Here is a 13,578-nt window from a genome sequence, read left to right on the forward strand (position 1 = left end):
TGTGTTATCGGTTGGGTTTGTTTTTGTTGAGTGTGGGCGTATCACTCGGGTCTCATCCCTGCTAGTCGTGGGCAGCGGTAGAGTTGTATAAGAGACAGCTCCAAATGTGTCCTGGACTCTATGATCATCATTGTGGCATGGGGCGTCCAGGTGGATTTGTAGAACGTTTGTATGGAGGCACGTATATCGGCCATGTGATCGAACATGTGACACTCGAACTATTGACACGAGTCGGTTATAGGGCGAACTTTGGGAAGACGAGAAATGCAGGTCGACCCGGACTGTATGATGTGGTGATTGAATTTGAGACTGAGGAACCTGCGCGCTATTTGCTTGAAGAGGCGGTAAAGCTTGTTGATGCGTGTTGTAAAGGCCTTGATTTTCCGCTGCAGTCGGTTCTAGAAGAAGCGCAGCGACTGCGCGGCATCTACGACTTAGGACCGAGTACAGCAGCGATTGTGGAGGCAGCACAGCGGCGTAACATCCCAGTACGGCGCATTGCAGGAAGTTTGGTTCGTCTTGGAACGGGACGCTATCGGAAGTACGTTCAAGCGACGATGACGCATTCGACGTCAGGAATTGCAGTAGACATTGCGAGTGACAAAGCGTTGACAAAGCAGTTGTTACAGCAAGCGGGAATCCGCGTACCACGTGGTAGGGTAGTAAAGACGTTGGAAGAAGCACGGCACGCTTTTTCACAACTAAACACCACGGTTGTTGTCAAGCCATTTGACGGATGTCAAGGGCGTGGTGTGTCAACGCATATTGATACACTAGAACTGCTGGAAGATGCATTTGCATTTGCTGCATATGATTCTGCGCCCGTAATTATAGAGGAGTACGCGCCAGGTCGACAGTATCGTTTGCTTGTTGTGGGAGAACAATTCGTAGCGGCGGCAGAGCGAATTCCAGCGCATGTGATGGGTGATGGAGAGCATACGATTCGAGAACTCATTGACTTAGTCAATGCACAACCAGAGCGTGGGGATGATCATGAGAAGCCTTTGACGAAAATTGCGGTGGATGAAGTCGTTCAACGTTTTTTGCACTTGCAAAAGCGCACACTTGATGAAATTCCGGCACGTGGAGAAATGGTGTTATTACGTGATAGTGCGAACCTTAGCACAGGTGGAATTGCGGTGGATTGCACGGATCAAGTTCACCCTGTTTTCGCACAGATGGCGATCCGTGCTGCGCGAACGATTGGTTTAGACGTATGTGGAGTAGATCTGATTGTCCCGGATATTCAAAATCCGCGCGATGCGGATCATGCAGTCATTATCGAGGTGAATGCAGCTCCTGGCATTCGCATGCATCACTATCCAAGTCAGGGTGCTGCGCGTGATGTGGGGGCAGCAATTTTAGAATCAATGTACCCAAAAGGTACGACTGCTCGTGTGCCAATCATCAGTATTACAGGGACAAATGGCAAAACGACTACAACGCGAATGATTCGCCACATTTTACGCTATGCTGGTTATCATGTCGGAATGACATCTACAGAAGGTGTATATATCGGAGATGAACGAGTGCTATCAGGTGACACAACAGGTCCGCAAAGTGCCGAACTTGTTCTTTCAGATCCTACTGTAGATGTAGCAGTACTTGAAACCGCCCGCGGTGGCATCATACGTGGGGGTCTTGCTTATGACGTAGCAGATGTTGGCATTGTGACCAATGTGGCCATGGATCACATTGGTCAAGATGGGTTGCAAACGCTTGAAGATATTTTGCATGTGAAAGCATTAGTTGCTGAATGTGTGAAAAAGAGTGATGGAGCGGTAGTACTATCAGCGGATGATCCAGAATTAGTAAAATTAGCGCAACGACTCAAAAGCAAGGTGATATTTGTCAGTACAGCGAGTTCCAACCCGATGATCACTCGTCATTTGGCTTGTGGTGGACAGGCGTATTATGTTCGCGAGGGGTGGATGATTGAAGCTGCTGGTGCATTGGAATGGAAAATTGCGCGCATTCAAGATTTTCCAATTACGTTACAGGGGACGGCTTTATTCCATGTCGCCAATGCATTGTGTGCAATTGCCGCGGCGCGCCATCTGAACATTTCAAGAAAGCAGTGTGCACTTGCTCTCACGCAGTTTCGCTCAGATCTTCACAATCCTGGCCGCATCAACATTTTTCGCATGCCTTCGGGGAGATACGTCATTTCTGATTATGGGCACAATCCCGATGGAGTGCGCGTAATAGGGGAAATGACGAGTCGTTTAATGGGCAAAAAAGTTCCTGCTGTCATTGGATTTCCAGGAGACCGTGACGATGCGGTTTTAGCGGAAGCAGCGCGTATGGCAGTAAAATATTTTGGGCCCTTAGTGGTGAAAGAGGATTTAGATACCCGCGGACGTGAGCGCGGAGAAGTGGCGGCACTTCTAGTTTCTGAGATTCGCAAAGTTGCGCCAGAAATGCCTGTGCATGTAGAGTATGACGAACGCGAAGCGTTGCGAAAGATTCTTCAGCTCTATCCCGATGAACCACTTATACTCATGTTTCATGAGCACCTGCAAGGGATTCGAGACGTATTGTTAGAACAGGGTGGGCAGGAGGTCTATGCGCTTCCGGATTTAAAACCAGTTGCGGCAATCTCTGCGATGTAGTAGGTTAAACAGTGGTTTTGACTTGTATACAACGCCCTGCGGCCCACGCGGGGCATTTCATGTTATAGTATCTTAGGGGCGATTGTACGATGATATTTGAGAAGGCCCGCGCGAAAATCAATCTGACACTTGATGTTTTATATAAGCGTCCAGATGGGTATCACGAAGTTGAGATGGTCATGCAAACTGTGGATTTTTGTGACTATCTCTCACTTACTCCCCGGCAAGATCAGCAAATTGTGATTCGCTCCAGTGCGCCATATATACCGACGGATGAACGTAATTTAGCCTATAAGGCAGCTGAAGCGTTGAGAAATCACGTGGGGATTCGGCGTGGAGTCGAAATTGACATCGATAAGCGCATTCCCGTTGCGGCTGGATTAGCTGGGGGATCTGCTGACGCGGCCGCTGTGTTGCGTGGGTTGAATCACTTGTGGCAATTGCGATTAAATTTTGAGGAACTGAGTCGGATTGGTGAAGAAGTGGGCTCAGATGTACCTTTTTGCATTTATGGGGGGACAGCTGTCGTGCGCGGTCGCGGTGAGCGTGTTGAGCCAGTAGCGCTTCGTCCCGCTTTTTGGGTTGTTCTCGCGAAACCGCCAGTTGCAGTATCTACAGCGGAAATTTATCATGCTTTGGATGTTCAAGCGATTGCTCACCATCCACGCGCAAAAGAGATGATGGATGCGTTGCGAAGTGAAGACGTTGTAGCTGTTGCAAAGGCGGCGGGAAATGTGTTAGAGCCAGTCTGTTCAGCGCTTTATCCTGAAACGGCAAAAGTGAAAGAACAACTGATTCGGCTGGGTTCACAAGTCACACTGATGTCTGGTAGCGGTCCAACGGTGTTTGGTTTGTTTGAGCGCGAACAACGTGCGCGGCGCGCTTATAACACCATGCGCGCCACATTGAAAGAAGTATACTTGTGCCAAACTTGTTAATTGAGATGAATTGTATCGAATGGTTGCGAGTGCTTTTGCCGGAGTGCTATAGTCGATTCGATATGTAGAAAGATGGCTTTATGAGAATGAACAGGGGGAGAGCGGAGATGCGCAGAAGTGAAAGGATTGTGCGACTGACACGTACGCTCATGAATCACCCCGGAGAACCACTTTCTCTGACCGAAATGGCAGATCAGCTAGAGGCAGCAAAGTCCTCTCTAAGTGAAGACTTAGCGATCATTCGTGATGTCATGGAAGAAGATGGGGAAGGAACCTTGCGGACGCAAATGGGAGCGTCAGGCGGAGTTCTTTTTGAAGTGGATGTCGCATGGACAAAAGCGAGAGAATTTCTGGAGCGAGCGATTTTACGGTTGAGTCAAGGCGATCGCATTTTGCCTGGTGGATATCTGTATATGAGTGATGTGTTAGCAGAGCCAGATGTCTTGCGTATGGCAGGGAAGATGTTTGCGAAGATTTTTGCTCCTATGGCACCAGACCTTGTATTGACCGTTGAGACGAAAGGAATTCCACTGACGGTGATGACGGCGCAATATCTTCATCGGCCATTTGTTGTCGCGCGCAGGGACCACCGTGTGACAGAAGGGTCTTCTGTGAGCGTTAATTACGTGTCTGGTTCAGATCGTCGGATTCAGACGATGTCTTTATCGAAGCGATCGATTAAGCAGGGAGCTCGCGTGCTCATTATCGATGATTTTATGAAAGCTGGAGGAACTGTGAAGGCAATGACGGGTTTGATGAGCGAATTTGATGCGGTGGTTGTGGGAACTGGAGTGTTTATGGAAACCGCAGAGCCGGAAGAAAAGCTCGTGTCAAACTATATTTCGCTTTTAACCTTGACTGAGGTTGATGAAAGTAGACATCGCGTCGTGATTCAACCGGGGAGTTATTTACTTGGAAATCCTGAACGACTTGTACCTACAGTCGACGAAAAACCGCGAGATCAAACAGAGTTCAAATAATTTAAAAGGGGAAAGGTAACATGCAAAAGTTACAGGTGGTTCATTCTGATCAAGCACCGGCAGCGATTGGACCTTATGCGCAGGCCATCAAGGTAGGCAATATGATCTACACTTCGGGGCAGATTCCTCTGACTGCAACTGGGGAACTTGTGCAAGGGGACGCTGCAGTTCAAACTCGCCAAGTGTTTGCAAATTTGCGTGCTGTCCTTGCAGCAGCAGGCTCTTCTTTAGATCGCGTCGTAAAAACGACGGTATTTGTGAGCGACTTAAACGATTTTGGAGTTGTAAATGAGGTTTATGCAGAGGCATTCGGAACCCATCGGCCGGCTCGTTCAACGGTTCAAGTGGCACGTTTGCCGCGGGATGCTAAGGTGGAAATCGAGTTAATTGCCTTGGGCGAAGAATAGAAAAGTGAATGTCGTTGATAAATTCTAAACTTTTCGGTTGGTTAAGCAGGAATTAGACAAACCATGTGGAATAACTCTGTCAGATACAACGTGTGACGAAGCATCAGAGGGCGATATGTGCGTGCGCTGATCGGATGATTCACGAGAATTCTGCGGGGTGATAAGGATGCAGATTACAGACGTAAGAGTACGTAGGGTTTCTGCGGAAGGAAGAATGAAGGCCATCGCTTCTATCACCTTTGACGATGAGTTTGTCATTCACGACATCCGCGTCATCGATGGAAACGCGGGCATGTTTGTCGCAATGCCTAGCAAAAGGACGCCTGATGGAGATTTTCGGGATATTGCTCATCCGATCTCATCAGCTGTACGCCAACGAATTCAGGATGCTGTTTTAGATCAGTATTTTCGTTTAGAAGAACCGCATTCTGTAGCTGCTTCAGGCGATTGAGCAGTTGTTCCTAGAGGACGAAAAAAGCCGTTACTTCTGTTTAAAGAAGTGACGGTTTTTTTGCCGTCTGTACTTACTCGCACAATCTGGCGATTGAAAGCTTCTGTTGATTTCATGTATAGTGGATACGCATGAAGCGACGGGAGAGAGATTGATGACGGGAGGTTCACGTCATGAAAAAAATTGGGGTAGTATTGGCGGCTGGACTCGGAAAGCGAATGAATTCAAAACGTCATAAAGTGGTTCACTCTGTATGTGGAAAACCTATGATTGCGCATATTGTTGAACAGATGGAGGCGGTCGGATTTGACCGCTTATTCGTTGTCGTAGGGCGACTAGAAGAACAGGTTCGTGAAGTATTGCAAGATCGAGTGACCTATGTACAACAACGAGAACAGTTGGGGACAGGCCATGCGGTGCAACAGGTTGCTCCGTATCTTGATCCAGACAGCATCACTGTGGTGTTATACGGTGACTGCCCACTCTTGCGACATGAAGAAATTGAACGTCTAATCGGTGAAGCAGAAACGTCACATGCTACAACCGTGTTGACGGCAAAAGTGGAAGATCCATACGCATATGGACGGATTATTCGCGATGAACAAGGCGATGTGGTCCGCATTGTTGAAGAGAAAGACGCGACAGATGATGAAAAAAAAGTGCAGGAAGTAAATAGCGGGATTTATGCCTTTCAAACGCCTGACTTACTCATGGCACTTCGTGAATTGACTGCGAACAATGCACAAGGTGAGTATTTGTTGACGGATTGTATTCAACATATTCGTGCCCATCAGGGAACTGTGCGTCCGGTTGTCGTTTCTGATCCAGACGATATCGCTAATGTCAACGATCGCGTGCAGCTAGCTGCAGTTGAAGCGCGTATGCGACGAAGGCTGCTTTTGCGCCATATGCAAAATGGAGTGACCATCATAGACCCAGCGACAACGTATATAGGGGCTGATGTGTACATTGGCCGAGATACGACACTATTGCCAGGATGTATAGTGGAAGGAAACACCTATATAGGAGAAGACTGCATGATTGGACCTAATGTACGACTGGTCGACGCGAAGATAGCCGATGCCGTACACATTACGTCTTCGGTTATTCTGCAAAGTGAAGTGCAAGAGTCGGCTTCGATTGGTCCTTTTGCTTATATTCGACCAGGTAGTCAGATTGGTCCAGGTGTTAAAGTGGGAGATTTTGTGGAGATAAAAAACTCGATTCTAGGGTCTGGGACAAAAGTAAGTCATTTGGCCTATGTTGGTGACAGTGAAATTGGCGAGCGTGTGAATGTGGGTTGTGGAGTTGTCACGGTCAATTACGATGGTTATCAGAAACACAAGACGATGATTGGCAATGACAGTTTCATTGGTTCCAATGTCAATTTGATTGCACCGCTCATGCTTGGTGAAGGAGTTTATGTAGCGACCGGGTCAACGATTACAGATGATCTTGCGCAAGATGATTTTGCGATTGCACGCGAGCGTCAGACGACGAAAAAAGGATATGCCAGAGGTTTGCGCATGAAGTTACAACAAAAGAGTGCAGATTAAGCAATGACAATTGGATGGTGACAAGAGTGACAAATGGAGATTCAAAGTTAAAGCTGATCACAGGGAATGCAAACCCCGAATTAGCGAAAGAAATTGCCGCAGAAATAGGCATTGACCTTGGACATTGTCAAATCACACGCTTTCGCGATGGGGAGGTGCAGGTAAAACTTGGAGAAAGTGTTCGCGGATATCAGGTATACGTCGTCCAACCGACTTCAGCGCCAGTGAATGAACACTTGATGGAATTGTTGATTACGGTTGATGCACTAAAGCGAGCTTCCGCCCAGAGTATCAACGTAGTCATCCCTTATTATGGGTATGCCAGACAAGATCGTAAAGCCCGCGCGAGGGATCCAATCACAGCGAAACTCATTGCCGATTTAATTCAAACAGCCGGTGTTTCACGTGTGATTTGTATGGACTTACACGCTGGACAAATCCAAGGATTTTTTAATGTTCCACTCGATCATTTGTTTGGCATGCCAATTTTAGCAGATTACTTTCTTGAGAAAAATTTGCAAGATATTGTCGTCGTTTCTCCTGATTTGGGTGGAGTGACACGTGCGCGTCAGTTTGCTGAGCGCTTGGGGGCGAATATTGCGATTATTGATAAGCGGCGCCCTGAGCCAAATGTTGCAGAAGTAATGAATATTATCGGCGATATTCGCGGGCGTACGGCGATTTTGATCGATGACATGATTGATACTGCAGGGACGATTACGCTCGGTGCAGAAGCGCTGCTTTCACATGGTGCCAAAGAAGTATACGCATGTTGTACACACGCTGTGCTTTCAGATCCTGCAATTGAGCGACTTGCAGCTTCGCCGATTAAAGAGGTAGTTGTGACAAATACGATTGCACTTAAAGAAGAGAAAAAAATTGATAAACTGGTCGTGCTTTCTGTCGCTAAGATCATCGCGGAGGCAATTTTGCGCGTCCATGAAATGCGCTCGATTAGCGAACTTTTCGATTGAGGTGGAGCCAGTTGTCTAAATTGATTGTCGGCCTAGGCAACCCTGGGAAGGAATATGAAAAAACGAGGCATAATGTGGGGTTTATGGTGATTGATTCGCTTGCGCAATCACTAGGGATCGTGTCTGCAAAAGAAAAGTGGCGTTCACTGGTTGCTGAGAGTATGGTAGAAGGAGAACGCGTCTACTTAATGCGTCCACAAACATATATGAATGTAAGTGGTGAAGCGATCAGAGCGGCTGTGGATTATCTAAAGCTCGATCGTCTCAGTGAACAGTTGCTAGTCATTTACGATGATATGGATCTGCCAATAGGAAAAGTTCGTTTGCGCGAAAAGGGCAGTGCCGGTGGGCATAATGGTGTCAAATCAATCATTTGGCATCTTGGTACGGAGGAATTTCCGCGAATTCGCGTTGGGATCGGTCATCCTCCAGCGGATGTCGCGGTAGTCGATTACGTGTTATCTCGTTTTTCCAAAGTTGAACATGCGCAAATCGCTTTAGCAGTTGAATACAGCGCGAAGGCGGCGCTTGCGTTTTGCAATACGCCTTTTCCGATCGTAATGAACGCGTTTAATTAATGTGCGAACACCCCATAATACGGAGAGACGATGTAAATTGTGGGGTGTTCGCAGTGAAAATGGTTTATTATTGTAAATACTGCAATTCGGTTCTCGGGCAAATTGAAGCCAATCCCTCGGAGTTAGATCATCTGGGCTTTTGGATTTTGACGCCTGAAGAGCGAGCCGATATCATAAGTGTGAATGAAGTTTTGCACACGGCGTATGTCAAGACCGTGTGTGAGTACTGTGAAACGGCGCTGCGCGACAACCCTCAGTTGTTCTTGGCGCATACCCCGCTACAGTAAAGGTGGCTCAGTGAATTTGAATGGTTGGCGACGTTGGAAGTCCTCGATTGGACATAGAAAGTTGCGACAGAGTGTAAACCGATGCGTTGGATGACAGGCCTTTTGCTTGATGCAAAGGCCTTTTTGGCGATACAGAGAGAGGTTTGTAGATCCGGGGTGAGGTAATTTGCGGGAAATTGTACGATATTTCTCTACTATTGATGATATGGTTCAACTGCGAGAGCGGTTGAAGAAATCAGGCGCGCAACAAATTGTTGCGGGCCTTGCAGGGTCGGCGCGTCATTTGCTGTATGCGTCACTGGCAATGGCAGAAGATCCAATGGTCATTGTCACGCATTCTATGCAAACCGCCGAGGCGATCGTTACGGAATTGAGTGAGTGGCTAGGTGACTGGCCGATTTATCTATTTCCAGAGCGGGAATTGTCACACAGTGACCTGATTGCCTATAGTCCTGAACTTGCGGCGTTGCGAATGGAGGCACTTGTCGCTTTGCATCAAGGGCAGGCGAAGGTGGTTGTCACGACGATTCGCGGGCTGCGACAGTCGACCTTGCCTAAAGTAGCGCTTGCAAAACATGCACTTTCACTTGCGCGGGGGCAAGAATTTCCGCTGCAAGAAGTGGTTCGGAATTTAGGTACACTTGGTTATGAGCGGGCAGAGCTAGTAGATGCGCGAGGTCAATTCAGTGTTCGTGGGGGCATTGTCGATGTGTACCCGCTCTTTGGCTCAGCCTTGCGTTTTGAGTGGTTTGATGAGGAGATTGACTCGATTCGTTTATTTGATGTGGAGACGCAGCGTTCGAGCGATCAGATTGCACAGACTACAATATGGCCGGCGCGCGAGATGATCGCAGACCATGAACAAATGGTACTCGTGGCAGATCGAGTGGAAGAGGAATTACATCGTCATTTATCTAAACTTCAGTCTCCTGACGTCGCGGAAAACTTACGCCGTCATGTGGGGAATGACATTTTGCGCTTGCGTGAAGGGATTCACTTTCCGGGCCTTGTGCGCTATGTCAACCGTTTTTACCAGGATCATTATGTTTTTCAGGATTATATCGCGCACAATGCTCTGCTGGTTTATGATGAACCATCGCGGTTGCGCGAGACAATGGAGCGAGTGGCGCGCGAAGAAGCAGAATGGACGACCGCTGCACTTGAGCACGGAGAGATTTTGCCAGGGATGGTCGACGCTGTCCACGTAGAATCGATCTTTCATACAAATGCGCAGCGTCAGCTATTTGTCAATCTCTTTCCACGCCAAGTGGCAGGAGTCTCAGGAGCGCAGATCGCTAATTTTACAATGCGGACGATGCAACCTTTTCATGGTCAGCTTCCAATGTTAAAGACTGAACTGAATCGTTTTCAAAAAACACATCAGCATATTGTTTTTCTCGCTGCCAATGAGGAGCGCGCGGATCGTTTACTGCGTGTATTAGAAGATTTTTCAATTGAAGTAGAGCGTCGCAGTCAATTTGACCCAATGGCGGAACGACCTATGCTTATTCTTGGAAGCTTATCGAGCGGCTTTGAATTACCGATGGCTCACCTGGTTGTGATCACTGAAAATGAGGTGTTTGTGAATCGCAAGAGAGCGCGTAAAATCCGTTCGGATGCTTCTGAAGCGGCGCGCATTAAGAGCTATCAAGATTTACATGTTGGTGATTATGTTGTTCATGTGAGTCACGGAATTGGAAAGTACATGGGGATCGAAACACTCGAAATCGGTGGGGTGCATCGCGATTATCTTCATTTGCGCTATGCAGGCAACGATAAGTTATATGTGCCGGTAGATCAGATCCACTTGATTCAAAAATATTTAGGCAGTGAAGAGAAAGAGCCTCGTGTCCATCACCTAGGCGGATCTGATTGGGTGCGTACCAAAAATAAAGTACAAAAGTCAGTACGCGATATCGCGGAAGATTTGATTAAGTTATATGCAAAGAGAGAATCGACGCCAGGACATGCGTTTAAGCCAGATACGGAATGGCAACGTGACTTTGAGTCGATGTTCGCCTATGAGGAGACGCCAGATCAGTTGCGCGCAATTCAAGAAATTAAGCGTGATATGGAGCGATCGCGACCTATGGATCGCTTGTTGTGTGGGGATGTCGGATACGGAAAGACTGAGGTGGCAATTCGCGCTGCGTCGAAAGCGGTGTTTGATGGGAAACAGGTGGCTGTACTTGTGCCAACGACGATTTTGGCACAACAACATTTTGAAACGTTTCGCGAGCGATTTGCAGGGTTTCCAGTTACGATTGAGGTGCTAAGTCGCTTTCGCTCAAAAGCAGAGAGCGCTAAAATAGTCGAAGGACTTGCCAATGGGACGATTGATATTGTGATTGGCACTCATCGACTATTGCAAAAAAACATTAAGTTTAAAGATCTCGGATTGTTAGTGGTTGATGAAGAACAGCGTTTTGGCGTTACACATAAAGAAAAACTCAAACAATTGCGCGCGAATGTCGACTGCTTAACTTTGACTGCAACACCTATTCCGCGCACACTTCATATGTCGATGGTGGGCGTACGGGATCTGTCTGTCATCGAAACGCCACCTGAGAATCGTTTCCCCGTTCAGACGTATGTGGTAGAGTATAGTGATGGACTCCTGCGCGAGGCGATTGAACGAGAACTCGGGCGGGGAGGTCAGGTCTATGTTCTTTATAATCAAGTGAACAACATCCAAGCGATTGCTGATCGCGTGGTTCGCTTAGTACCTGAAGCACGAGTTGCGATTGGGCATGGACAAATGCCGGAAGATGAACTCGAGCGGGTCATGCTCGATTTTCTGCAAGGTGAAACGGATGTTCTCGTTTCTACGACGATCATTGAGACAGGGCTTGATATTCCCAATGTCAATACGTTGATTGTATTTCACGCGGATCGCATGGGGTTGTCGCAGTTATATCAGTTGCGAGGACGGGTAGGGCGATCCAATCGCATTGCGTATGCGTATTTCACCTATCAACCTGATAAAGCGCTGTCCGAGGTTGCAGAAAAGCGACTTCAGGCAATTAAGGAATTCACTGAGCTTGGGAGTGGATTTAAAATTGCCATGCGCGATCTTGCCATCCGCGGGGCGGGGAATATACTTGGCGCAGAGCAGCATGGTCATATTGGGTCTGTTGGCTTTGATATGTATACGGAAATGTTGGCGCAGGCTGTCCGCGAATTGCGTGGAGAGAAGGTCGAAGAAAAGGTTGATCCTACAGTAGAAATTACAGTGGATGCATTTTTGCCTGATACTTACGTACCTGAACCGGCTCAGAAAGTGGAATTGTATAAAAAATTTGTTGCCTGTCGTACACCTGAGGAAGTCGATGATCTGCGGGAAGAAATTGAAGATCGCTATGGGTCCTTACCGCTTCAAGTAGAGAATCTGGTTGCAGTCGCTCGAATTCGTGCGTATGCAATTCGCTATGAACTCGTTTCAATCGTGAAAAAAGGAACCGATGTCCATATTTCTTTGTCTGCCAATGCTCCTCGTGGTTTGACTGGAGCAGCGGTATATGAGCTCATTCAACTGTATCCAAAGCGCATGGGGATGCAATCAAATGATGGTCTCTACATTTTAGTCGTTGAAGGGCGTGGCATTAGCGATCAGGATTTACTGCAGATGATTTTGCGCATTTTAGAACAAATTGGGAAGTTGTTGAATAAACAGGAGGAATTACAAAATGTACAGTAAGAAAAACTCACGCGTTAAACGCGTGTTGCTTGCCTTTACTTCTGCAGCATTTGTCGTAACACTGGCTGGGTGCGGGACACAAACATCTGGAGCAGCGCCTAGCGGTTCGACTGTTGTTGCCACATACAATGGGGGGACGGTTACGGCTTCCCAATTGGACAAGCAAGTGAAAATTGAGGAATTGACAAATCCGAAATTAAGTATTACAAATGCGATCAAAACGCAAATTGTACAACAGTACGTGCTCTATTTTCGGTTGCTTGCACAAAAAGAAAAGCAAGCTGGCGTGAGCGTGCCACAAAGTCAAGTTGCACAGCAGTTATTAGCTGCCAAACAGTATTGGATTCAGTCGCAATACGGTGGATCGGCATCGGCATTTGATTCAAAAATGCAGCAATTGAATTTGACGGATGCAGATCTGGCGGAATTTATTAAGGCTGGACTCCTATTGGACAAGTATGCTGGAACACTTGTGAAAACAGTTCCGCTTTCTGAGCAACAGCAATACTACAATCAAAATCTCGAACAATTCACGACGGTGACCGTTCGTCACATTCTGGTAAAATCATTGCCGCTCGCACAAAAGATTGCGACGGAATTGCGAAATGGTGGCAGTTGGGATAAATTGGCTAAGGAATACTCGATCGATCCAGGATCGAAAAATGATGGGGGGCTCTACCAAAATCAGAGTCCGGCAAACTGGGTACCCTCCTTTGCTAAGCATGCAATGACGCAGCCGATCGGTGTGATTGGTGACCCGTTTAAATCGCGGTTTGGCTATCATGTGATGGAAGTGATCTCGCGAAAGACGGAACCGTTTAGTCAAGTGCAAGCTTCGATTTTACAGCAGTTAACCACTCAACAAGAGCAAAAATTACTGCCACCGCTTTTAACCGAGTTACAAAGCAAAGCAAATATCAAGGTCAACTTATAAATAACTCGCTGTATGTACTTGAAATGGGACTCTGCCCAAGGAAGTTGCAGAGTCCCATTTTCCATTAAATAACGGCGATTTGTTTGGTAAATATCCACCGAATCGGACAAGATAAGGTCAGGCGTCAGAAGTAACCGTCTTAACAGAAAGTGAGGCGTGTCAAT

The 13,578-nt window shown here is 47.2% G+C and carries 11 protein-coding genes; all 11 read left to right on the forward strand.

Annotated elements, in window-relative coordinates:
- Positions 1 to 83 precede the first annotated feature (83 nt).
- The 11 genes from cphA (at position 84) to BM613_RS02670 (ending at position 13,414) form a co-directional block, all read left to right on the forward strand.
- Complete coding sequence (gene cphA, locus BM613_RS02620; RefSeq protein WP_109429625.1) at positions 84 to 2,612, forward strand: cyanophycin synthetase; 2,529 nt, start codon at positions 84 to 86, stop codon at positions 2,610 to 2,612.
- 89 nt (positions 2,613 to 2,701) lie between these two features.
- Positions 2,702 to 3,550, forward strand: coding sequence for a 4-(cytidine 5'-diphospho)-2-C-methyl-D-erythritol kinase (gene ispE, locus BM613_RS02625; RefSeq protein ID WP_109429626.1), 849 nt, complete (start codon positions 2,702 to 2,704; stop codon positions 3,548 to 3,550).
- A gap of 107 nt (positions 3,551 to 3,657) precedes the next feature.
- Complete coding sequence (gene purR / locus BM613_RS02630) at positions 3,658 to 4,530, forward strand: pur operon repressor (protein ID WP_109429627.1); 873 nt, start codon at positions 3,658 to 3,660, stop codon at positions 4,528 to 4,530.
- 20 nt (positions 4,531 to 4,550) lie between these two features.
- Positions 4,551 to 4,937 carry a RidA family protein gene (locus BM613_RS02635; protein WP_109429628.1) on the forward strand — a complete coding sequence of 129 codons (387 nt, stop codon included), beginning with the start codon at positions 4,551 to 4,553 and terminating at the stop codon, positions 4,935 to 4,937.
- 166 nt (positions 4,938 to 5,103) lie between these two features.
- Entirely contained in the window at positions 5,104 to 5,388 is a 285-nt protein-coding gene (gene spoVG, locus BM613_RS02640; RefSeq protein ID WP_109429629.1) for a septation regulator SpoVG, read from the forward strand.
- Positions 5,389 to 5,561: 173 nt separating this feature from the next.
- Positions 5,562 to 6,944, forward strand: a complete 1,383-nt coding sequence (glmU, locus tag BM613_RS02645) for a bifunctional UDP-N-acetylglucosamine diphosphorylase/glucosamine-1-phosphate N-acetyltransferase GlmU (RefSeq protein WP_109429630.1) — start codon at positions 5,562 to 5,564, stop codon at positions 6,942 to 6,944.
- A 26-nt stretch (positions 6,945 to 6,970) separates the two neighbouring features.
- The gene (locus BM613_RS02650; RefSeq protein ID WP_425450679.1) at positions 6,971 to 7,918 is read left to right on the forward strand and encodes a ribose-phosphate diphosphokinase; all 948 of its coding nucleotides are present in this window, start codon (positions 6,971 to 6,973) and stop codon (positions 7,916 to 7,918) included.
- Between the two features lie 11 nt (positions 7,919 to 7,929).
- A complete protein-coding gene (gene pth / locus BM613_RS02655) occupies positions 7,930 to 8,496 on the forward strand; it encodes an aminoacyl-tRNA hydrolase (protein WP_245926215.1) in 567 nt (188 codons plus the stop codon).
- A 59-nt stretch (positions 8,497 to 8,555) separates the two neighbouring features.
- Complete coding sequence (locus BM613_RS02660) at positions 8,556 to 8,783, forward strand: anti-sigma-F factor Fin (RefSeq protein WP_245926223.1); 228 nt, start codon at positions 8,556 to 8,558, stop codon at positions 8,781 to 8,783.
- A 166-nt stretch (positions 8,784 to 8,949) separates the two neighbouring features.
- Positions 8,950 to 12,480 carry a transcription-repair coupling factor gene (gene mfd / locus BM613_RS02665; RefSeq protein WP_245926216.1) on the forward strand — a complete coding sequence of 1,177 codons (3,531 nt, stop codon included), beginning with the start codon at positions 8,950 to 8,952 and terminating at the stop codon, positions 12,478 to 12,480.
- On the forward strand, positions 12,470 to 13,414 hold the full coding sequence (locus BM613_RS02670; protein ID WP_109429634.1) for a peptidylprolyl isomerase: 945 nt from the start codon (positions 12,470 to 12,472) through the stop codon (positions 13,412 to 13,414). The genes mfd and BM613_RS02670 overlap by 11 nt, the downstream gene beginning before the upstream one ends.
- The last annotated feature ends 164 nt before the right edge of the window (positions 13,415 to 13,578 follow it).

The organism is Sulfoacidibacillus thermotolerans, assembly GCF_003144315.1.
Taxonomy (GTDB): Bacteria; Bacillota; Bacilli; order Alicyclobacillales; family SLC66; genus Sulfoacidibacillus; species Sulfoacidibacillus thermotolerans.